The following is a 22,693-nucleotide window of genomic DNA, read 5'->3' on the forward strand; positions in this document are numbered from 1 at the left end:
GATTTAATCGAGCAACGTTACCAGTTTTTTTGCAAATCCTACATCTAAAACAGCTACAACAACGCGTGCTTCCTTGCCAATTGCTTGACCTAGAAGATGACGGTCTTCCACCATTTTCAACGGAACATGATAGGAATTACATTTATCTGTAATTTTTTTAGTCGTATTTGCAGATGCATCCGCGGCTAATAAAACGAGCTTTGCTTTACCGTTTCTAATTTCCTTTAAGGCAAGCTCTTCACCCGATATGATTTTACGCGCTCGATTGGCCAAGCCAACCAATGACATCCATTGATTTTGTTTCATTTGGATTGTCAGTTCTCCTTCTCAATTAGCTCAAGTAGTTCTTCGTATATCGAATCATTTATAGAAACCTCTAAATGGTTAGCTAAAGTATTTTTCTTCTTGGCTAATAGGATAGCTTCTTTGTCTCTTGAAAGGTATGCACCTCTACCGGATTTTTTTCCAGTTAAATCAATGGTTACGTCCCCTTCTTTTGAGCGAACGATGCGAACGAGTTCTTTTTTCGGCTTCATTTCACCGGTTGCCACACATTTGCGCATAGGAACTTTTTTTCTTGTGTTCACGATCATTCACCTCCTAATTAGTCCAAATCATCATCTTCATAATCAAAATCTGTATCCACTTGATCATCAAAAAGTCTAATTGTTTCTTCACGTGGGTAAATTCCAAGCTCACGTGCTTCAGTTTCAGCTTTGATATCAATTTTCCAGCCAGTTAATTTTGCTGCTAGTCGAGCATTTTGACCGCGTTTACCGATTGCTAATGAAAGCTGATAATCAGGTACAACAACTGTGGTAGCTTTTTCATTTTCGTTCACCATAACATCTAGCACTTTTGAAGGGCTTAAAGAATTAGCGACAAAAACAACTGGATCATCAGACCATTTAACGATATCAATTTTTTCACCTTTTAACTCATTAACTACCGCTTGCACCCTTGTTCCTTTTGGTCCAACACAAGAACCAACAGGATCAACCTCAGGATTATCAGAATGAACGGAAATTTTCGAGCGGTCTCCTGCTTCACGGGCAACAGATTTAATTTCAACTGTACCGTCGTAAATTTCAGGAACTTCAATTTCAAATAGACGTTTCAGTAACCCAGGATGAGTTCTAGAAACAAAAATTTGTGGACCCTTAGTAGTTTTTTCTACTTTAGTAATAAAAACTTTGATTCGATCATGCGGTTTGTAACGTTCATTTGGCATTTGCTCATTTAAAGGTAATAGTGCTTCTATTTTACCAAGACTGACATAAATAAATTTAGAATCAAGTCTTTGAACGATACCTGTCATGATGTCTTCTTCACGGTCAATAAATTCAGAATAAATAATACCTCTTTCAGCTTCTCTAACACGCTGAGTTACCACTTGTTTCGCTGTTTGCGCAGCGATTCTTCCGAAGTCTTTTGGAGTTACTTCCATTTCGACAACATCTTCTACCTGGTAATTAGGATTAATATGTTGGGCATCTGCAATAGAAATTTCAAGCCGTGGATCGAATACTTCATCAACCACTTCTTTTCTTGCAAAAACGCGCATAGAACCAGATTGTAAGTTCAAATCAATGCGGACATTTTGTGCCTGATTGAAATTACGACGGTAAGCTGATACCAATGCCGCCTCAATCGCATCAATTAGTATATCTCTGGAAATCCCTTTCTCTCTTTCCAGTATTGTAAGAGCATCTAATAATTCGCTGCTCATTTGCTTGTATCCCCCTACTCATATTCAATTTTTTCATTTATGAAAAAACAACAGCCAGTCTTGCACTTGCTACTTTTTCATATGGAATGTCAATAGACTTTTTACGAGTTTTGATTTTCACTTCAATTTTTATGTGTTGGCCATCAAACTCAAGTAATTTCCCTTCAAAACCTTTTTCTCCATCAATCGGTTCATAAGTTTTAATAAAGACATTTTTACCAATAGCCTTTTCAAAATCTTTTTCTTTTTTCAATGGACGCTCTGCACCCGGAGAGGATACTTCAAGAAAGTAGTTATGGGGAATTGGATCCAATTCGTCGAGTTTTTCACTTAGTCGCTCACTAACTAGACCACAATCCTCAATATCAACTCCTGTGTCCTTATCGATATATACGCGAAGATACCAATTTTTGCCTTCCTTCACATATTCAATATCCACTAATTCTAAGCTAAGTTCTTGAAAAATTGGTGCAGCCAGCTCTTCTACAACTTCCGTTACTTTGCTCATGCTTTACCTCCTTTTCTAAAATATATCACCCATATTCTATGTAGTTCACGGTAAGTTTTATCAAATAACACTAAAAAACATTTGTAAACAAAACCAAGATGCGTACAACTGTTAAGTGTAAGCACCTCGATTACATAACGAAAGAGTGGGTTTCCCCACTCTTGAACACGAGAGTATTTCTTAGTATTTCCAATAAAACTATACCATAACCATTGTTTTTATGCAAACACAACGGAGGTTTATCAGGATTATCCCTATTTAGAACAAAGATAGCTGGTTTTGCTCAGGTAGTGCATTTAGACAACCTTGTTTGTCTAAATATTCAAGAATGGTCTTAGAAACCTTTCCTCGTTGTTGAAGGTCTTCTTTTGATAAGAACTCTCCATCTTGTCTTGCTTTTAGGATATTAAAAGCTGCATTAGTTCCTAACCCAGGAATCGAATTAAATGGTGGAATGAGTGTATTCCCTTCAATAATAAAATCTGATGCATCTGATTTATATAAATCATAATTTTGAAATGAAAATCCTCTTTCTGTCATTTCAAGTGCCAGCTCTAGAACAGTTAGGAGGTTTTTCTCTTTATTGGATGCTTCCAGTCCTTTTGCGTTGATTTCCTCAATTTTTGCCCGGATTGCTTCAGGCCCACGAGACATTGCTTCAATGTCAAAGTCTTCTGCACGAACCGTGAAATAAGCAGCATAGTAAAGAAGTGGCAGATGCACCTTAAAGTACGCAATCCGTACCGCCATTAATACATAGGCTGCCGCGTGTGCTTTTGGGAACATGTATTTGATCTTTTTACAAGAGTCAATGTACCATTCTGGTACTTCGTTTCTCCGCATTTCGGCTTCCATTTCTTCACTTAAGCCCTTACCTTTACGGACAGATTCCATAATTTTAAAAGCAAATGAAGGTTCTAGCCCCTGATAAATCAAGTAGACCATGATATCATCACGACAGCCAATTACTTCACTTAAATTACACGTTTGGTTGTGAATTAACTCCTGTGCATTCCCTAGCCATACGTCCGTTCCATGGGATAGTCCTGAAATCTGGACGAGTTCTGAAAATGTTGTTGGCTTTGTATCTTCTAGCATTTGTCGGACAAATCGAGTCCCAAACTCAGGAATCCCTAGCGTACCCGTTTTACACATAATTTGTTGTTCTGTTACACCCAACGATTCTGTTCCACTAAAGATTTTCATTACTTCAGGGTCATCCGTCGGAATGGTTTTAGGATCCATCCCACTTAGATCTTGGAGCATTCTGATAACAGTTGGATCATCGTGTCCGAGTATATCAAGCTTTAAGACATTATCATGGATGGAATGGAAATCAAAATGAGTTGTTTTCCATTCGGAATTTCTATCGTCCGCCGGGAATTGAATCGGTGTGAAATCATATACATCCATATAATCAGGAATTACGATAATACCACCAGGATGCTGTCCTGTTGTTCTTTTCACACCTGTACAACCAGATGCGAGCCTCTCCACTTCTGCACCACGCAGTTGAAGGTTGTTATCCTGCTGATAGGCCTTTACATATCCAAATGCTGTTTTATCTGCAACCGTACCAATGGTTCCTGCACGATAGACATACTCTTCACCAAACAGAACCTTCGTATAGTTATGAGCACGTGGTTGATATTCTCCGGAGAAGTTCAAGTCGATATCGGGAACCTTGTCCCCTTTGAAGCCAAGGAAGGTTTCAAACGGAATATCGTGTCCATCCTTTTTGTATTTAGCGCCGCAATGTGGACAATCTTTATCTGGCAAATCAAATCCTGATCCAACTGAACCATCATTAAAGAATTCTGAATGCTTACAGGTTGGACAAACATAATGTGGTGGCAATGGGTTCACTTCCGTTATCTCAGTCATCGTGGCGACTAAGGACGAACCAACTGATCCACGCGAACCAACTAGATAACCATCATCCAGTGATTTTTTTACTAACTTATGTGAAATCAAGTAAATTACGGCAAATCCATGGCCGATAATACTTTTCAATTCTTTCTCTAATCTGGCTTCAACAATCTCTGGAAGATTGTCACCATATATTTTACGAGCCATTGAATAGCTCATTTCACGCATCTCTTCATCGGCACCTTCAATTTTTGGTGTATAGAGATCATCTTTAATCGGCTTTATGTTGTCAATCATATCGGCAATTTTATTCGTGTTAGTAACAACGATTTCCTTTGCCTTCTCTTTACCCAAAAAGGAAAAAGCATCGAGCATCTCATTGGTTGTTCTAAAGTGAACGTCAGGCAACTCATGACGGTTTAGCGGATTCGCTCCACCTTGTGAGTTAACTAAAATTTTACGGTAAATTTTATCGTTTTCATTGAGATAATGAACATTTCCCGTAGCCACAACAGGGAGCCCTAACTTATCACCTAGTGTAACGATCTTGCCAATAATATCTTCCATTGATTTTTCATCACGAACCAATTCCATTTCGATCAATGGTGCATTTACTTCTTTTGGCATTACTTCGAGATAATCATAGAATCCCGCGAAAGCTTCGACTTCTTCCGGAGATTTTTGCATCATCCCTTCAAACACTTCACCTTTATTACAGCCAGAGCCAACAAGAATTCCTTCTCTATATTTTTGAAGAACCGATCGAGGAAGACGTGGTACTCGATAAAAGTATTCTATATGTGCAATGGAAACGAGCTTAAATAGATTCTTTAACCCCGCCTCGGTTTGTGCTAAAAGTGTGCAATGATATGGACGAGCACGTTGATAGGCATTCCCCTTACCCATGTTATTGTTAAATTCATCATGGTATTGGATTCCCTTTTCTAGTGCATCCTTTAACATTTTTAATAATAAGTAGCCCGTTGCTTCTGCATCATAAATCGCGCGGTGATGCTGGGTTAATTCAATATCAAACTTTTTCGTTAAGGTATTTAATCGGTGGTTTTTCAGCTCAGGATAAAGAAAACGTCCAAGCTCAAGTGTATCGATAACAGGATTTTTGGCCTTTTCTAACCCTATTTGTTTATACCCTACATTTAGGAATCCCATATCAAAGGATGCATTGTGGGCGACAAGAACAGCGTCCTCTACCCAGTCATGGAAATTCCGCAATACTTCTTCTACCTCAGGTGCATTTTGCACCATATCATCTGTTATTCCTGTTAAATTAATCGTTGTTGCTGAAAGTCGATGGTGCGGATTTGCAAATGACTCAAAACGGTCAATAATTTCTCCGTCCTTCACTTTTACAGCTGCTAATTCAATAATCGTATCATACACAGCTGAAAGTCCTGTTGTTTCTACGTCAAACACAACAAACGTATCCTCTAAAAGGAGACGATGTGCATCATTATAAGCAATCGGTACCCCGTCATCGACCAAATTGACTTCCACACCATATAGGATCTTGATATCGTTTTTCTTACCAGCACCATATGCTTCTGGGAAAGATTGAGCCACTGCATGATCGGTGACAGCAATAGCTTTATGTCCCCATTTCGCTGCTTGAGCAACTAAAGCACTTACAGGTGTGACAGCATCCATTTGACTCATAGGTGTATGCAGATGTAATTCTACCCGTTTCTCATCGTCCGGCGCAGTATCTTTCCGCCCAGCAGGTTTAAATTCATTTATATCATTTCCGATCATGACAAGGTCACGTACAAAGGTATCGTTTTGAATGCTTCCACGAACCTTAGCCCACATTCCCTTTTTCACACGCTGGAACAAGGCAGCATCTTCTTTATCTCGAGAGAACATTTTTACCATTAGCGAACTTGTATAATCGGTAATCTTAAAGGTTAATAATGAACGGCCACTGCGTAATTCTCTTATTTCCGCATCAAAAATATAACCTTCAACAGCTACTCGTCTTTCTTCATCAACGATATCAATCATGCTGCGAAGATCATTATCATCCTTTATGGTTAGACCAATGGAAAGCGGTCCATCAGGCACATCCCCTGAAGCTTGGTCTCTTTCTGCATCGCTCTTTTGCATTTCAACCATTGCCAGGAGGGCACGTTCCTGATCTTCTTTTTGTTTTGCCAGTAGAAATTTTTCGTATTCTTCATTTTTTTCTTCGACTTTTAAATCTGTTTCAATTGAAAACAGCGGGAAACCAAACGATTGCAAAATATCTCCAATTACTGAACCATATTTTCGTTTTAAGGCTAGACCCTCCGCCTCATTTCTTACCGTAATCGATAATTTATTTCCGCTAACGATTGGCAATTGTTCATTTAAAAGTTTTAAGAGAGGGGGAGAAATTCCATCAATTTGTTGAATACAATGACTCCAATACTCTAGTAAAAGTTCGGGCGTACTGTTTGGATTTGGCACTTTGATATCATAGGAAATAGTAGCAATATTCGAAAAAGTTCGTTCCAGCTGTGTGGTGAACCTCATATAGACATTAAAAGGAAGGATTTTTTCAAATAAGAATTGAAAATGCCACTTTCTCGCTTTCTTTTCGACCAATAGTCTTTCAATTTGCGCATTTGTAAAATGCACTACAACAGCATCCTCTATTAATTGCAGCTGCTGGAGCAAGAGTTGGAATCGCTCTTTATTGCCTAGGGCATGTTCGCTCATCGTTCTCTCTCCCATCTATATTAAAATCTCTCTGTCTCTTTTATATTGAATAGTAATTATATCATATGATACATGATGATTCGTCGATTTTCGACAGAAAACTTCATCCATTTCGGGAAAAATGTATCCGAAAAAAATAAGGATCGCAATTCGCGATCCCAATTTTTTATTTCAAGAAAAATCTCTGTATATCGTTCCACGTAACTACGAGCATTAACAGCATGAGGAGGGCGAATCCGATAAAATGAACCATTCCTTCTTTTTGTCGATCTATCGGCTTTCCTCTCACTGCCTCGACTGCAAAGAACATCAATCTTCCACCATCGAGTGCAGGAATTGGTAATAAATTCATAATCCCTAAGTTAATGCTTAAAATTCCAGCCCATTTCATTAAGTAATAAATTCCAGACTTAGCTACTTCAGCAGTGGAATTATATATTCCAACTGGACCTGAAAGGGCATCAATAGAGAATTGGCCTGTAATCAATTTGCCGAGCATAACAAAAATTTGCTTTGTCCAGAAATAAGTTTCAGTGAAACCAGACTTCACGGCTTGAACAGGTGATTTTTCCACAGGACTATAAACACCTATAATCCCCATTTTCTTGCCCTCAACGATTTTTTCAAGAGGAGTTACTTGAATCTCCTTTTCATTTCCGGCACGAACAATAGAAAAATCAAGCTCTTCATTCGGATTCTTTCGAATGATTTCAACGACATCGGTCCAGCTAGAAATTTCCGAACCATTGATACTCTGAACTATATCACCTTTTTTTAGACCAGCCATCTTGGCTGCCCCATCTGGAGTAATTTCACCCAATTTTGCCTCATTGGAAGGAACACCCTGAAGCAATGCAATAACAATAAATAATATAAATGCGAGAATAAAGTTCATCATCGGACCAGCAAATATAGCCATAAACCTTTGACCTAATGTTTTTGAACCAAATTGGCGGTCAACCGGAGCGATTTGTGATTCGACTCCATTTTCTACAATTACTGCATTAGGAAGTACTTTAAAAGCGTGCAAGCTTTCATCTTCATCTTCCGGAAATCCCTTTATGACAAGCTCCTGCTCAATATCGGCATACTCGACCTCTACAATTCGGCAATTAGGGAATTTTTCTTTATTATTTAAAATAATTTTTGTCACATGATCCTGTTTATCAAACAAAAGACCAATACGATATCCAGGCTTAATTTCTACTACTTCAGGGTCTTCTCCAGCCATTCGAACAAAACCGCCTATTGGAAGAAGACGAATCGTATAAGTAGTCTCTCCTTTTTTATGGGAGAACACCTTTGGACCCATACCAATGGCAAATTCGCGACAGAGGATACCTGCCCTTTTTGCAAAAATAAAATGACCTAATTCATGAAAGAAGACAAGTGCACCAAAAATTACAATAAAGGCAATAACTGTACTCAAATTTTAAAACCACCTTTTTTAAGGATAGGGGGTGAATCACTTAACTTTGATTACTGTCACTTCCGCTTTCCTTACAGAAGAGATTGTACATACTGTCTAGTTTCTTGATCTACCTCTTGTATTACGCTCAGGCTAGGATGTTGGATGGTTTGATGAGTGCTTAATGCCTTTTCAATTAAGTCTTCAATTTGCAGGAAACGAATCTTTCCTTCTAAAAAGGCCGCTACTGCAGCTTCATTTGCTGCATTTAAGACTGTTGGCATTGTTCCGCCTTCTTTACCAGCTATATAAGCAAAGTTCAGACAGCGAAATCTCTCAACATCCATTTCCTGAAAATGTAATCTCCCAATTTGAGCTAGATTCAATCGATTTGCCGATGCTAGAGGCAAGCGGTCAGGATATGTGAGTGCATATTGAATAGGTACTCTCATATCTGGTGTCCCGAGCTGTGCAATAATACTTGAATCATGGAATTCCACCATTGAATGGATGATACTTTCCTTATGAAGGAGAACATCTATTCTTTCATAAGGAATATCAAACAGCCAGTGTGCCTCAATGACTTCCAACCCTTTATTCATCATGGTAGCAGAATCAATTGTAATTTTTGCTCCCATTGACCAATTAGGATGGTTTAATGCCTCTTGAACCGTCACATTTTCTAACTCATTTCTTGACCGGTCACGGAAACTGCCACCTGAGGCAGTAAGAATCAATCTTTCAATATTTTTCGCCTTTTCCCCCTGGAGTGCTTGGAAAATTGCGGAGTGTTCACTGTCAACTGGAAGAAGTTTTACATTATTTCGTTTGGCTGCATCCATCACTAAATGCCCTGCCGTAACAAGAGTTTCCTTATTTGCAATTGCAATGGTTTTTCCACATTCAATCGCTTGTAATGTTGGATTTAAACCAACACTTCCTAGCACGGCATTCACTAGAATATCCGCCTTTTCATAAACTGCTGTTTCAATTAAGCCCTCAGGACCAAATGCAAACTTGACTTGTGGGAATTCTGTTTTTAATGTTATATAATCACTTTTGTTTTGTACAGAAACAAGCTCTGGATGAAATTCACTAATCATTTTTCTTGCTAGTTCTATATTTTTTCCTATAGATAAGGCAGTTAGTTTAAATTCTGTTGGGTGCTCACGAATCACATCAAGGGTTTGAGTGCCTATCGACCCTGTAGCTCCCAATAAGCTAATTGTTTTCAATAATGTCAACTCCTAAAGATAAAACGCATACGCCTAAGACCAAAGATGGAAAAAGTGCAATAACGGCCAAACAAATAGTAGGCTATCAAACCGGTCAAGAATACCGCCATGACCAGGTAATATATTTCCTGAGTCTTTCACATTAAAATGACGCTTAAATGCAGATTCAACCAAATCGCCAATTTGTCCAAAAACTGACAGGGCGACAGTTATTCCAATTAAAGAAGCATGTATATCAGTAAATAGTACAAACAGTACAGATACGATGACTGCACATAGTACACCGCCAATTGAGCCTTCAATCGTTTTATTAGGGCTAATTTCAGGCCATAGCTTCCTCTTACCCATAGATTTCCCTATAAAGTAGGCACCTGAATCAGTTGCCCAAATCATAAATAAGGAATACAAAATAAAAACAAGGCCACCCTCTTGTCTAGTCTCAAAGAAGAAGTAAAAACCAATTCCTACATAAAGAGCAGAGAGTATAGAGAAGGATACATCCTCAAATGTAAACCGATTTTTCGTAATCACAGTATAGGTTAACAATAAAAAAATTAACGCAATGCCTATTTCTGTTTTTGAGTAATAAAAGGATTGTATCACTTCGGAATATTCCTCTGGAAAGAGAAGAACCCAAAGAAATAAGACGGAAAGAAATCCATGAACAGAAAAAATCGTTAAATTCTTCATTTTTAACAGCTCGTACAAACCAATCGTCGCTAAAAAATAGGTTAATAATACAAGTGGAAACCCACCATAATAAACAATGGGCAAAAATAATGCCGCAGCAATAACTCCTGTAATAATTCTTTGCTTCATCTAATAGTTCACCTCATAATATTCCGCCAAACCTACGCTGTCTCTTTTGAAAGACTTCGATTGCCTCGAGTAAATGATTCTCACTAAAATCAGGCCATAAAACATCCGTGAACCAAAACTCCGAGTAGGCCAATTGCCAAAGCATAAAATTACTTAAACGAATTTCTCCACTCGTTCTAATTAATAGGTCCGGATCTTTAAATTCAGAGGTCATAAGGTAGGAAGAAAAAATATCTTCATTTAGATCGGTCTCATTCAGTATTCCATTTTTACTATCATTTAAGACCTGCTTGACTGCATCAATAATCTCAGCTCGGCTGCCATAGTTCAGAGCAAAGTTTAATACTAGTCCATTATTCTCTTTCGTTTCTTCTATAGCTTTTTCAATTGCATGCAGTGTATGTACAGGAAGCTGATTTTTATATCCAATCATTTTCACTTGAACATTATTTTCAACAAGTTCCGGGAGAAATGTACCTAAAAATTCTTCTGGCAGACGCATGATATATTCTACTTCATTTTTAGGGCGTTTCCAGTTTTCAGTTGAAAATGCATATAATGTAAGTGCCTTAATTCCAAGTTTATTTGCCAGCATAGTAGTTTTGCGGACTACTTTCATCCCTTCATGATGACCAGCAACACGTGGCAAGGCCCTCTTCTTAGCCCAACGTCCATTACCATCCATGATAATTGCAACATGCTCAGGTATCGGTTGTTTTTTTAATTCTTCAATTTTATCTCGGAGTGTGGAAGAGTGTTCTTGCTTCTTCCCAAGCCTAAATTTATTAAACATAGCATTGCTCCTCAATTAATTAATCATTGCCTCCGATTGTTTATGTAAAGGGTAAACACGGTTACATGCTTTTATCATACCAAAAAAGCAAGAAGATATCTCTAATAAATAACTTATGTAAAATAAAAGGAATTAAGAATAATGTTCAGAAAACATTCTCGGGTAATCTTATTAAATAAAAATACCCCTAAAATAGTGAAAAAAACCCCCTAAATAGAGGGTCTTCACAGAAAAGCGGAAGCGCCTTGGTCAGCCCCGACAAGCAAATGTTCTTCGGCACTAAAAGTCGTCACTTTGACTTTTAGTGCCGAAGGTTATTTGACCTCGAGGGGCTAGGCGCTGTAGCTAGACAATCACACCTTTACACTTCTAAGATTTCTTTTTCTTTATCTTTCGTGATTTGGTCGATTTTTTGAATGAATTCATCTGTAAGTTTTTGCATATCGTCGGAATAGCCGCGAAGCGCATCTTCAGTTATTTCTCCATTCTTTTCAAGCTTCTTCAAGTCATCGTTTCCATCACGACGGATGTTACGAATGGCAACTTTTGCTTCTTCTGATTCTTTTTTCACTACTTTTACAAGCTCTTTACGGCGCTCTTCTGTCAACTGTGGGATAGCAATACGGATAATTGACCCATCGTTTGATGGATTTAAACCTAAGTCAGATTTAAGGATTGCTTTTTCAATATCACCGAGAATTGATTTATCGTAGGGTTGAATAACAAGTAGTCTAGCTTCTGGAGTAGAAATTCCAGCCACTTGATTGACAGGTGTTGGCGCACCATAATAATCAACAGTAATCCGATCGAGCAAGGATGCACTTGCTCTCCCAGCACGGATACTAGCAAGCTCACGTGTATAAGATTGAATTGCTTTTGTCATACGATCCTTAGTACCAGCAATAACTTGTTTCGGCATTTAATTTTTCCCCCTAACAACAGTTCCTATTTTTTCACCCATAACGGCTTTTTTAATATTGCCTTGTTCCATAATTGAGAAAACGATAAGTGGAATATCATTATCCATACATAAAGAAGATGCAGTTGAATCCATTACTGCTAATCCTTCTTTTAATACATCTAGGAATGAAAGATCTTCATATTTAGTAGCATTTGCATCAATACGTGGATCTGCTGAATACACACCATCCACATTATTTTTTGCCATTAAAATTACTTCAGCATCGATTTCTGCTGCTCTTAACGCTGCAGTAGTATCTGTTGAGAAATATGGGTTCCCCGTTCCTGCTGCAAAAATAACTACACGTTTCTTTTCTAAATGTCTAATTGCACGACGTCTAATGTATGGTTCTGCAACCTGACGCATTTCAATCGAGGTTTGAACCCGTGATTCTATTCCTAAGTTCTCCAAACTATCTTGAAGTGCCAAAGAATTCATCACTGTTGCAAGCATACCCATATAATCAGCATTAGCTCGATCCATACCCATTTCACTGCCGATTTTCCCACGCCAAATGTTACCGCCACCTACGACTACTGCTACCTCCACTCCAAGTTCCGCTATTTCTTTTACTTGGATGGCAATCGATTTGATTACTGAAGGTTTAATACCAAAGCTAGATTCACCAGCAAGTGCTTCTCCGCTCAACTTTAAAACTACGCGTTTGTACTTAGGACCGCTCATATAAACCTCCGTATGTAAATTTGAAAGCACTAGCGCTACATTTCAGCGCTTTGCTAAACAATATTTTTCTTGAAAAATAGGGAACACATCGTGTCCCCTATTCAAAAACTTATTTCAGTAACATTCCCTTAAAGCTTATGTTTTTAAACAAGAGAATATTTGACTATTGTTTATTTACTTGGTTCATAACTTCTTCAGCGAAGTTATCTTCACGCTTCTCGATACCTTCTCCAACTTCGTAACGAACGAATTCACGAAGAGTTGCACCCTTAGATTCAACAAATTGACGAACTTTTTGGTCAGGGTTTTTAACGAAAGTTTGGTCAAGTACACAAACATCTTCAAAGTACTTTCCAAGACGGCCTTCAACCATTTTCGCAACGATATTTTCAGGCTTACCTTCGTTAAGAGCTTGTTGAGTTAATACTTGACGCTCACGCTCAACTTCTTCTTGTGATACTTGGTCCCGTGATACGTATTTTGGTTTTAATGCAGCGATGTGCATAGAAATATCTTTTGCAGAATCTGCATCAGTAGTACCTTCAAGAACTGTTAATACGCTGATACGTCCACCCATGTGTAGGTACGCACCAAACGAATCGTTATCAGTTTTAGAAACTACTGCAAAGCGACGAAGAGAAAGTTTTTCACCAATTTTAGCGATTGCAGCATTGATGTGATCTGCTACAGTTGCACCGTTTTCCATTGTTTGAGCAGCTGCTTCTTCAACAGTTGCTGGTTTGTTTTTAAGAAGGTGTTCAGCAATTTCCTTAACAAGTGCTTGGAATGCTTCATTTTTTGCAACGAAGTCTGTTTCAGAGTTTACTTCAAGAATTACAGCCTCATTACCATCTACAAGGATAGAAGTTAAACCTTCTGCAGCAATACGGTCAGCTTTGTTTGCAGCTTTTGCAATTCCTTTTTCACGTAAGAAATCGATTGCTTTTTCCATATCACCATCTGTTTCTGTTAACGCTTTTTTACAATCCATCATACCTGCGCCAGTTTTTTCACGTAGTTCTTTAACCATTTGAGCAGTAACTGCCATTATTAACTTCCTCCTTTAAATACTATGTACTATATTCATATCTTAGCCATTGTTAGCTAAGATAAACATTCTTTCACTACTGTACTTTTGATAAGTACTAGAATAGCGGGTTTTCTTTAAGGGCTTTGTTGATTTCCGCTCCAGTCGCTTCGCTTTCCGTGGGTGTTTCGGCGAGCCTCCTCGGCGCTTGCGCCTGCGGGGTCTCCCCTGAACCATACTCCCACAGGAGTCTTCGCGTCTTCCGCTCCAATCAACAGGGTATAAAATTCAACAATCTTCTTTAACATAGCCTCTTTAAAAAAAGGTGATAAAGGGTGCTCCCTCTTATCACCTTTTTATTGTTAAGCACTTAAATTAATTAAGCAGTAACTTCTTCACCTTGTTTAGCTTCTAGGATAGCATCAGCCATTTTACCAGTTAAAAGCTTAACCGCACGAATTGCATCGTCGTTTGCAGGAATGACAACGTCGATTTCGTCTGGATCACAGTTTGTATCAACAATACCTACGATAGGAATGTTTAATTTTTTAGCTTCAGCAACTGCGATACGCTCTTTACGAGGGTCGATGATGAATAGTGCATCAGGAAGTTGCTTCATATCTTTAATTCCGCCTAAGAACTTCTCAAGACGTTCTTGTTCTTTCTTTAATTGAACAACTTCTTTTTTAGGTAATACTTCGAAAGTACCGTCTTCAGACATTCTTTCAATATCTTTTAAGCGGCCAATACGCTTTTGGATTGTTTCAAAGTTTGTTAGTGTACCACCTAACCAACGTTGGTTAACATAGTACATACCAGAACGAGCTGCTTCTTCTTTAACAGAATCTTGAGCTTGTTTCTTTGTACCAACAAAAAGGATAGTACCGCCGTTACCAGCAAGGTCCTTAACCCAATTGTAAGCTTCTTCTACCTTCTTAACTGTCTTTTGAAGGTCGATGATGTAGATACCGTTACGCTCTGTGAAGATATATTTCTTCATCTTAGGGTTCCAACGGCGAGTTTGGTGTCCGAAGTGTACACCAGCTTCAAGCAATTGTTTCATTGAAATAACTGACATGTTTTGTTTCCTCCTAATGGTTTGATTTCCTCCGCTCCTATCATCTTTAAACAGAAACTGTAATCAACAGCACCATCTGTTTAAATCAACGAGCGTGTGTATTAACACCATGAAATAATATAGCACATGTACAAATAACAATCAAGTATACTTTTAAAAAAAAGCTCATTAAACTTGTCTGTTGATTTCCGCTCCAGGCACAAGCGGTTCGTGGGCGTTTCGGCGAGCCTCCTCGGCGCTTGCGCCTGCGGGGTCTCTCCTGAACCGTACTCCCACAGGAGTCTTCGTGCCTTCCGCTCCAATCAACAGAGTGTAAAAAATCAACAATGTTCTTTAACACAGCCTAAAAAAAGAATCTCCAGGCTCACACCTGGAGATTTTTTTTAGTTAGATCTTAATTTATCAAGTTCTACAAGGAACTTATCATTTAATACTTTGATATACGTACCTTTCATACCAAGGGAACGAGATTCAATTACCCCTGCACTTTCAAGCTTTCTTAGAGCGTTTACGATAACAGAACGAGTAATACCAACACGGTCAGCAATTTTTGATGCAACCAGCAAGCCTTCAGAACCATTAAGTTCTTCAAAAATATGTTCAATTGCTTCAAGCTCACTATATGATAAAGAACTAATAGCCATTTGAACGACAGCTTTGCTTCTAGCCTCTTCTTCAATCTCTTCTGATTTTTCACGTAAAATCTCCATACCTACTACAGTCGCACCATATTCACCGAGGATTAGGTCATCATCATGGAACTTCTCTTGCAATCTTGCAAGGATTAATGTACCAAGACGTTCTCCTCCACCGATAATTGGAACGATTGTTGTTAAACCTTCACGGAATAAATCTCTATTTTCTACAGGGAAAGCTGTATATTGACTTTCAATATCCAAGTTTGAAGAAGTTTCTTGAATATTGAATAAGCCTTTTGTATACTCCTCAGGAAATTGACGATCTTCGAACATTTTCTTCATTCTCTCGTTTTCAATTTGTTGATAAATTGAAAATCCAAGAAGTTTTCCACGACGGCTTACAATGTAAACATTCGCTTCAATCGTTTCACTTAATGTTTCAGACATTTCCTTAAAGTTTACCGGCTTTCCTGCTGCTTTTTGTAATAATACGTTAATCCGTCTAGTTTTTGTAAGTAAATCCATCTGTTTCTTCCTCCTAATTGACTACAACCATTATAAAATTTTTAAATGTAACTATTTTGACGTAATAGGTATATAAAGAATGAGAATTTTGCCAATCGACAAACTAGACATTCCTATAGGATAAATTGACTTAAGTCTTTGTTTTTGGAGATTGCTCCAAGTTTTTCGTCCACATATTGTGGTGTGATGGTGATTTTGTCCATCGTGATATCTGGCGCTTCAAAAGATAAATCTTCTAAAAGCTTTTCTAAGATTGTATGAAGTCGTCTCGCACCAATATTGTCGGTATTTTGATTCACATCAAAGGCTACTTCTGCAATTCTACGAATAGCATCGTCAGAAAATTCAATTTGTATACCTTCTGTTTCCAATAAAGCTTGATATTGCTTAATTAAAGCATTATCAGGTTCGATTAAAATCCTAAAGAAGTCATCTACAGTAAGCTTTGTGAGTTCCACACGAATTGGAAAACGTCCTTGAAGTTCAGGAATTAAATCGGACGGCTTAGCCATGTGAAATGCCCCTGCAGCAATGAATAACACATGGTCGGTTTTAATGGAACCATATTTGGTTACAACTGTTGAACCTTCAACTACTGGCAGAATATCTCGTTGAACCCCTTCTCTTGATACATCTGCTGAAGAACCACCTGAGTTCTTGCTGGCAATTTTATCAATTTCATCAATGAAAATAATACCAGTCTGTTCAGCACGATAAATAGCTTCAGATGTTACTTCATCCATATCTATTAGCTTGGCGGCTTCTTCATTGGTTAAAACCTTCCTGGCTTCCCGAACAGTTAGTTTCCTTTTCTTGCGTTTTTTAGGCATAAAGCTGCTAAGTGCATCTTGCATATTCATACCCATTTGTTCAATGCCTGAACCTTGAAGCATATCAAACATTGACGGCGCTTGTTCCTCAACTTCTACCGTAACCATTTCATCCTCTAATTGACCTAAAGCCAATTTCTCTTTGACGATTTTCCGTTTTTCTTGAACGGAATAATCTTCTTGAGGTGCCTCCTGTTCAGAAGAGGAGTTTCCTCCACCAAATAACATTTCGAGCGGATTTTTATAGTTGGTTGATTTTTTTGCTGAAGGAACGAGTAAATCAACCAGCCTGCTGTTAGCATTTTCCTCGGCACGCTCTTTCACACTTTGCATTCGATCTTCTTTAACTAAACGAACAGACGTTTCAGCCAAATCTCTTACCATTGATTCAACGTCACGGCCAACATAACCAACTTCAGTGAATTTAGTCGCTTCAACCTTAATAAACGGTGCACCAACAAGCTTTGCAATTCTCCGGGCAATCTCTGTTTTCCCAACACCCGTAGGTCCGATCATTAAAATATTTTTAGGAATGACCTCATCCCGAATCTTGTCATTCAATAAACCTCTTCTATAGCGGTTTCTTAGGGCGACAGCAACTGCTTTCTTAGCATCTTTCTGTCCAATAATATATTGATCAAGTCTTTCAACGATTTGGCGGGGGGTTAAATTATTGGTATTAGTTTTTCCCATTCTTCAGTCTCCTTCCCGTTATAGCTCTTCAACAATAATATTGTGGTTCGTATACACACATATTTCCGCAGCTATTTCTAAAGAAGCTTTTGCTATTTCTTTCGCCGTCAAATGATCACCCGCATATTTTTTGAGGGAACGACCTGCCGCAAGTGCATAATTCCCACCTGAACCAATCGCAAGTATGCCATCGTCTGGTTCGATGACTTCACCGGTACCGGATACTAATAATAAATTTTCCCGGTCCATAACAATCAGCATGGCTTCAAGTTTTCTAAGAATTTTGTCACTTCTCCACTCTTTAGCCAGTTCAACTGACGCTCTTTGTAGGTTGCCGTTATATTCCTCTAATTTGCCTTCAAATAACTCAAACAAGGTGAAAGCATCAGCAACAGACCCAGCAAAACCGGCTAACACTCTACCATTAAATATCTTTCTAACTTTTTTTGCTGTGTGCTTCATCACTACTGCATTACCAAACGTAACTTGACCATCACCTGACATAGAGCACTGACCATTATGGTGAACAGCAAAAATCGTTGTTGCATGAAATTGGTTCATTTAATTGACCTCCTATAGGAGTATTTTCCGTTTACAGACAAAGAGTAAATTGTATGTAACCATTAAAAATCCATATGAAAAATATTATACATTTATGCCCTTGGATGATGGGCCATATACGTTTTCCTTAAGTGATCATTGGTTACATGTGTATACACCTGGGTGGAAGATAAATAAGCATGCCCTAACAATTCTTGGACTGAACGTAGATCTGCACCATTATTGAGTAAGTGGGTGGCAAAGGAATGCCGCAGCTTATGTGGATGAATACTTGAATCCAAAGCAGATTTTTCAATCATTCGATTCAATATTTTTCTCGTACCCCTAGTTGTTAATGGTCCGCCACGGTTATTAACAAATAATGTCTCAATGGATTGCTTATCGGCTATTAGCTTTTTCCTGCCATCGTTTATGTATAAATCTAATGCAGCTTTTGCTTTGCTTCCGAAAGGTACATAACGTTCCTTGTTCCCTTTTCCATGAATTAATATTGTTGATAGGTAAAAATCAAGATCTTTTAAGCTGATTTGACAGCACTCACTTACTCGTATCCCTGTCCCATATAAAAGTTCAAGTAGTGCTTTGTTCCGTTGACCCAAAGGTGTATTAGTTTCACATGAATCAAATAGCAGTGTAAGTTCATTTTCATAAAAGAATTGCGGTAACCGTTTTTCAAGCTTTGGTATTGTTAGAAGCAAAAATGGATTACTTTCTACATACTTTTCCCGAAGCAAAAATTTATAGAAACTTCTTAATGCAGATATTTTTTTGGCAACCGTTTTTCTTGCGAGTTTTTTTTCAAATAATCTAGTAAGATAGAGTCTTGCATCATGGTATTGCACCATTTCTACTTGATTTACGGCTTGCTCAGCCATGAACACAAAAAAATCACTGATGTCATGTTGATAATGTTCAATTGTATATTTTGAGTAATTACGTTCCATTTGTAAATACTCCAGAAATAACTTTAGGAAAACATTCACATTTGTCACAAAATTCACCTCACAAGGGCTACTAAATCGTAACATACTTCTAAAGACCTTGCAATAAATTTTACAAAACTTTCACAAAGTTCTGAATTGTGTCTAGCGCTCGATTTGCATGCTCTAAATTTCTTTCCTGTTTACCCTTAATTTTAACTGGGAGTTCAGGGAATAAGCCAAAATTAGCATTCATAGGCTGGAAGTTTTTTGCATTAGCGGTAGTAATATAACGAGCCATGCTCCCTATAGCTGTTTCAACTGGAAATTCAACGGTTTCCATCCCCTGAACTAACCTTGCAGCATTAATCCCAGCAATCAGACCACTTGCTGCAGATTCCACATAACCCTCCACACCAGTCATTTGGCCAGCAAAAAATAAATCTTCTCTATTCCGGAATTGATAAGTTGCCTTAAGTACTTTTGGCGAGTTTATAAAGGTGTTGCGATGCATAACACCATAACGGATAATTTCAGCATTTTCAAGACCTGGTATTAACTGAATTACCTCTTTTTGTGCTCCCCACTTTAAATGTGTCTGAAAACCGACAATATTAAACAATGTTCCAGCTGCATCATCTTGACGAAGTTGTACCACTGCAAATGGTCTTTTCCCTGTTTTTGGATCTTCTAATCCAACTGGCTTTAATGGACCGAAAAGCATTGTCTTTTTTCCTCTTGAACCCATTACTTCAATTGGCATACACCCTTCAAAGAAGACTTCCTTTTCAAATTCCTTTAACGGAACTGTTTCCGCAGAAATAAGTGCATCATAAAAGCGATTAAACTCTTCTTCCGTCATAGGACAATTAAGATAGGCCGCTTCACCCTTATCATAGCGTGACTTCAAGTAAACCTTGTCCATGTCAATGCTTTCTTTTTCAAGAATAGGGGCTGCTGCATCATAAAAATAAAGATATTCCTCACCCGTAAGGTTCTTTAACTCTGCAGAAAGGTCTGCACTCGTTAGAGGACCAGTAGCAATAACCGTTGGACCTTCAGGTATTTTGGTTACCTCTTCATTTACTACCGTTACATTTTCATGATTCTTGACTAACTCCGTTACCTTAGCAGCAAATTCATGACGATCAACCGCTAAAGCTCCACCAGCTGGAACGGAACAAGCATCTGCTGCTGCCATGATGACAGAGTCTAGCTTTCGCATTTCTTCTTTAAGCACACCAACTGCATTGGTTAATGTATTTGCTCGCAGTGAATTACTACAAACCAATTCAGCAAATTTATCTGTATGGTGGGCAGGAGTCTGTTTCACAGGACGCATTTCGTAAAGACGAACCTTTACACCACGTTTAGCTATTTGCCATGCTGCTTCACTTCCTGCTAAGCCAGCACCGACAACATTTATTGTTACATCCTTCATCAATATACCTCCTGATGTACTTCCTATTACATTTATACCCAATTTTTAAAGAGAAATAGCATATACAATTAGCTTTCCCTTATTTAAGTCCATCTTGCATTGTACTATACGAATTAAAAACAAAAAAGTTTTTTATTTCACAAATAAAAAAAAGAGCGGAGACTTCCCACCCTTTTAACTCTGTTGCTCTTCCTTATAGTCACATTCCGTACATTGTACCTGTACACCTTTTTTTAATTTCTTTTCTACAAGCAAGCCCTCACATTTTGGACAAGGTCTTGGTAGCGGCTTATCCCAAGAGATGAATTCACATTCTGGGTATCTGGTACAACCGTAAAAAAGTCTCTTTTTCTTACTCTTTCGTTCAACAACCTGACCTTCCTTACAACTAGGACAAGTCATACCAATTTCTTTTACTATTGGTTTGGTGTTTCGACAATCTGGAAAATTACTGCATGCCATAAATTTTCCATAGCGTCCCATTTTAAACACCATTGGGTTTCCACAGTTTTCACAGTCTTCGCCTGCAGGCTCATCTTTGATTTCTACTGACTGCATTTCTTTTTCGGCTATTACTAAATGCGTTTCAAAGTCCTGGTAAAACTCATCAATAATTTGAACCCAACGAACTTTACCATCTTCAACATTATCTAACCCTTGTTCCATCTTAGCAGTAAATTCGACATTTAGAATATCAGGGAAAAACTCAACCATTAACTCATGAACAATTTCACCAAGTTCCGTTGGCACAAATCGTTTATTGTCCAAGGCAACATAGCCGCGCTTTTGAATCGTATCAAGTGTAGGTGCATAAGTAGACGGGCGGCCAATACCCAGTTCTTCAAGTGTTTTCACCAATCTTGCCTCAGTGTATCTTGGTGGTGGCTGTGTGAAATGTTGCTTAGGTTCGATGTCCTTTTTAAAGACTTCATCCCCTTCTTTTAAATCCGGTAGCATTTTATCTGGGCCATCTACCTGATCATCTGATCCTTCAACATACACCTTCATGAAACCTGGAAACTTGACCTTTGAGCCAGTTGCACGGAAAATTACATCTCCATTTTGCAAATCTACACTCATCGTATCCATTACTGCCTGTGCCATTTGGCTTGCTAAGAAGCGCTCCCAAATTAATTTATAGAGGCGGAATTGATCTCGAGAAAGAAATTCCTTCATGCTGTTCGGATCCCTTAATGTACTTGTCGGACGAACAGCTTCGTGGGCATCTTGAGCATTCGACTGTTTTTTCTCTTTTCTTTGCTCTTCTTTTAAAAAGCTTTCACCAAACTCAGCTTTTATATAATTAGCTGCTTCTGTTTGAGCCACTTCGGAAATTCTCGTTGAATCTGTTCTCATATAGGTAATGAGTCCAACTGTTCCTTCTTTCCCAAGCTCAATACCTTCGTACAGCTGCTGTGCAAGCATCATGGTTTTCTTCGCACGAAAATTAAGTTTCCTCGCTGCCTCTTGTTGCAAAGAAGAAGTAATGAAAGGTGGCGCCGGATTTCTTCTTCTTTCTTTTTTAGTGACTGAGACAACTTTGAACTTGTTATCATCTAATTGCTTCAGTATCGTTTGAACATCCTGCTCTGAGGCTAACCCTGTTTTTTCTTTTCCAACTAGGGAATGAAATGCCGCACTAAAATGGTCTTTTCCCTTTAAAAATTCTCCTTCAATTGTCCAATATTCTTCAGGAGTAAACGCTTTAATTTCATTTTCCCTATCAATAATTAAGCGAACTGCAACTGATTGAACCCGTCCTGCACTCAATCCTTTTTTTACTTTCTTCCATAAAAGCGGGCTGATATTGTAGCCTACAAGCCGGTCTAAAATTCTTCGAGCCTGTTGTGCATCTACGAGGTCCGTATTAATTGGTCGTGGATGTTTAAAAGATTCCTTGATTGCTTCTTTTGTAATTTCATTAAAAACTACGCGGCAATCTGAATGAATATCTACGTCTAGACTATGAGCCAAATGCCATGCAATTGCTTCCCCTTCACGATCAGGGTCGGCTGCTAGATAAACTTTTTTTGCTTTTTTTGCTGCAGTTTTTAATTCTTTTAATACAGGACCCTTGCCACGGATTGTAATATATTTAGGTTCAAAGCCATTTTCAACATTGACCCCCATTTGGCTTCTTGGTAGGTCACGAACATGTCCCATAGATGCTTTTACTTTATATTTATTACCTAAATATCGTTCAATCGTTTTCGCTTTTGCAGGTGATTCTACAATTACTAGAAAGTCTGCCATCCAATA

The 22,693-nt window shown here is 38.3% G+C and carries 19 protein-coding genes; all 19 read right to left on the reverse strand.

Going from position 1 to position 22,693, the window contains the following annotated elements; translation table 11 throughout:
- Positions 1–3: 3 nt before the first annotated feature.
- Positions 4–306, reverse strand: coding sequence for a YlxQ family RNA-binding protein (locus RCG25_RS17850; RefSeq protein WP_308080168.1), 303 nt, complete (start codon positions 304–306; stop codon positions 4–6).
- An 8-nt stretch (positions 307–314) separates the two neighbouring features.
- Entirely contained in the window at positions 315–587 is a 273-nt protein-coding gene (gene rnpM, locus RCG25_RS17855) for an RNase P modulator RnpM (protein WP_308080169.1), read from the reverse strand.
- A 17-nt stretch (positions 588–604) separates the two neighbouring features.
- A complete protein-coding gene (nusA, locus tag RCG25_RS17860; RefSeq protein ID WP_308080170.1) occupies positions 605–1,729 on the reverse strand; it encodes a transcription termination factor NusA in 1,125 nt (374 codons plus the stop codon).
- Between the two features lie 37 nt (positions 1,730–1,766).
- Positions 1,767–2,237: a ribosome maturation factor RimP gene (gene rimP / locus RCG25_RS17865; RefSeq protein WP_308080171.1), complete on the reverse strand. Its 471-nt coding sequence runs from the start codon at positions 2,235–2,237 to the stop codon at positions 1,767–1,769.
- A 258-nt stretch (positions 2,238–2,495) separates the two neighbouring features.
- Positions 2,496–6,821, reverse strand: a complete 4,326-nt coding sequence (locus tag RCG25_RS17870; RefSeq protein ID WP_308080172.1) for a PolC-type DNA polymerase III — start codon at positions 6,819–6,821, stop codon at positions 2,496–2,498.
- A gap of 166 nt (positions 6,822–6,987) precedes the next feature.
- On the reverse strand, positions 6,988–8,250 hold the full coding sequence (rseP, locus tag RCG25_RS17875) for an RIP metalloprotease RseP (protein WP_308080173.1): 1,263 nt from the start codon (positions 8,248–8,250) through the stop codon (positions 6,988–6,990).
- 71 nt (positions 8,251–8,321) lie between these two features.
- Positions 8,322–9,464: a 1-deoxy-D-xylulose-5-phosphate reductoisomerase gene (gene dxr, locus RCG25_RS17880; protein ID WP_308080174.1), complete on the reverse strand. Its 1,143-nt coding sequence runs from the start codon at positions 9,462–9,464 to the stop codon at positions 8,322–8,324.
- 33 nt (positions 9,465–9,497) lie between these two features.
- Positions 9,498–10,283 (reverse strand): phosphatidate cytidylyltransferase, encoded by a 786-nt coding sequence (locus tag RCG25_RS17885; protein WP_308080175.1) that lies wholly within the window; start codon positions 10,281–10,283, stop codon positions 9,498–9,500.
- A 13-nt stretch (positions 10,284–10,296) separates the two neighbouring features.
- Positions 10,297–11,076: an undecaprenyl pyrophosphate synthase gene (locus RCG25_RS17890; RefSeq protein WP_308080176.1), complete on the reverse strand. Its 780-nt coding sequence runs from the start codon at positions 11,074–11,076 to the stop codon at positions 10,297–10,299.
- Between the two features lie 361 nt (positions 11,077–11,437).
- On the reverse strand, positions 11,438–11,995 hold the full coding sequence (gene frr / locus RCG25_RS17895; protein WP_308080177.1) for a ribosome recycling factor: 558 nt from the start codon (positions 11,993–11,995) through the stop codon (positions 11,438–11,440).
- Positions 11,996–12,721 carry a UMP kinase gene (pyrH, locus tag RCG25_RS17900; protein ID WP_308080178.1) on the reverse strand — a complete coding sequence of 242 codons (726 nt, stop codon included), beginning with the start codon at positions 12,719–12,721 and terminating at the stop codon, positions 11,996–11,998.
- A 163-nt stretch (positions 12,722–12,884) separates the two neighbouring features.
- Positions 12,885–13,769, reverse strand: coding sequence for a translation elongation factor Ts (tsf, locus tag RCG25_RS17905; RefSeq protein WP_308080179.1), 885 nt, complete (start codon positions 13,767–13,769; stop codon positions 12,885–12,887).
- A gap of 358 nt (positions 13,770–14,127) precedes the next feature.
- On the reverse strand, positions 14,128–14,826 hold the full coding sequence (gene rpsB, locus RCG25_RS17910; RefSeq protein WP_308080180.1) for a 30S ribosomal protein S2: 699 nt from the start codon (positions 14,824–14,826) through the stop codon (positions 14,128–14,130).
- A gap of 383 nt (positions 14,827–15,209) precedes the next feature.
- Positions 15,210–15,989, reverse strand: coding sequence for a GTP-sensing pleiotropic transcriptional regulator CodY (gene codY, locus RCG25_RS17915; RefSeq protein WP_308080181.1), 780 nt, complete (start codon positions 15,987–15,989; stop codon positions 15,210–15,212).
- A 113-nt stretch (positions 15,990–16,102) separates the two neighbouring features.
- A complete protein-coding gene (hslU, locus tag RCG25_RS17920; RefSeq protein ID WP_308080182.1) occupies positions 16,103–17,512 on the reverse strand; it encodes an ATP-dependent protease ATPase subunit HslU in 1,410 nt (469 codons plus the stop codon).
- An 18-nt stretch (positions 17,513–17,530) separates the two neighbouring features.
- Positions 17,531–18,073, reverse strand: coding sequence for an ATP-dependent protease subunit HslV (gene hslV / locus RCG25_RS17925; RefSeq protein ID WP_308080183.1), 543 nt, complete (start codon positions 18,071–18,073; stop codon positions 17,531–17,533).
- A gap of 92 nt (positions 18,074–18,165) precedes the next feature.
- Entirely contained in the window at positions 18,166–19,101 is a 936-nt protein-coding gene (gene xerC / locus RCG25_RS17930) for a tyrosine recombinase XerC (protein WP_308080185.1), read from the reverse strand.
- Between the two features lie 25 nt (positions 19,102–19,126).
- Complete coding sequence (gene trmFO, locus RCG25_RS17935) at positions 19,127–20,434, reverse strand: FADH(2)-oxidizing methylenetetrahydrofolate--tRNA-(uracil(54)-C(5))-methyltransferase TrmFO (protein WP_308080186.1); 1,308 nt, start codon at positions 20,432–20,434, stop codon at positions 19,127–19,129.
- A gap of 174 nt (positions 20,435–20,608) precedes the next feature.
- Complete coding sequence (gene topA / locus RCG25_RS17940; protein ID WP_308080187.1) at positions 20,609–22,687, reverse strand: type I DNA topoisomerase; 2,079 nt, start codon at positions 22,685–22,687, stop codon at positions 20,609–20,611.
- Positions 22,688–22,693: the final 6 nt, after the last annotated feature.

This window comes from Neobacillus sp. PS2-9 (assembly GCF_030915525.1).
Taxonomy (GTDB): domain Bacteria; phylum Bacillota; class Bacilli; order Bacillales; family Cytobacillaceae; genus Neobacillus.

Coding starts and splice junctions, on each gene's coding strand:
- hslV (WP_308080183.1), bottom strand. CDS start 18,073: ATGAACCAATTTCATGCAACAACGATTTTTGCTGTTCACCATAATGGT.
- tsf (WP_308080179.1), bottom strand. CDS start 13,769: ATGGCAGTTACTGCTCAAATGGTTAAAGAACTACGTGAAAAAACTGGC.
- RCG25_RS17870 (WP_308080172.1), bottom strand. CDS start 6,821: ATGAGCGAACATGCCCTAGGCAATAAAGAGCGATTCCAACTCTTGCTC.
- nusA (WP_308080170.1), bottom strand. CDS start 1,729: ATGAGCAGCGAATTATTAGATGCTCTTACAATACTGGAAAGAGAGAAA.
- pyrH (WP_308080178.1), bottom strand. CDS start 12,721: ATGAGCGGTCCTAAGTACAAACGCGTAGTTTTAAAGTTGAGCGGAGAA.
- RCG25_RS17850 (WP_308080168.1), bottom strand. CDS start 306: ATGAAACAAAATCAATGGATGTCATTGGTTGGCTTGGCCAATCGAGCG.
- hslU (WP_308080182.1), bottom strand. CDS start 17,512: ATGGGAAAAACTAATACCAATAATTTAACCCCCCGCCAAATCGTTGAA.
- trmFO (WP_308080186.1), bottom strand. CDS start 20,434: ATGAAGGATGTAACAATAAATGTTGTCGGTGCTGGCTTAGCAGGAAGT.
- codY (WP_308080181.1), bottom strand. CDS start 15,989: ATGGATTTACTTACAAAAACTAGACGGATTAACGTATTATTACAAAAA.
- topA (WP_308080187.1), bottom strand. CDS start 22,687: ATGGCAGACTTTCTAGTAATTGTAGAATCACCTGCAAAAGCGAAAACG.
- xerC (WP_308080185.1), bottom strand. CDS start 19,101: ATGTTACGATTTAGTAGCCCTTGTGAGGTGAATTTTGTGACAAATGTG.
- frr (WP_308080177.1), bottom strand. CDS start 11,995: ATGCCGAAACAAGTTATTGCTGGTACTAAGGATCGTATGACAAAAGCA.
- RCG25_RS17890 (WP_308080176.1), bottom strand. CDS start 11,076: ATGTTTAATAAATTTAGGCTTGGGAAGAAGCAAGAACACTCTTCCACA.
- RCG25_RS17885 (WP_308080175.1), bottom strand. CDS start 10,283: ATGAAGCAAAGAATTATTACAGGAGTTATTGCTGCGGCATTATTTTTG.
- rpsB (WP_308080180.1), bottom strand. CDS start 14,826: ATGTCAGTTATTTCAATGAAACAATTGCTTGAAGCTGGTGTACACTTC.
- rimP (WP_308080171.1), bottom strand. CDS start 2,237: ATGAGCAAAGTAACGGAAGTTGTAGAAGAGCTGGCTGCACCAATTTTT.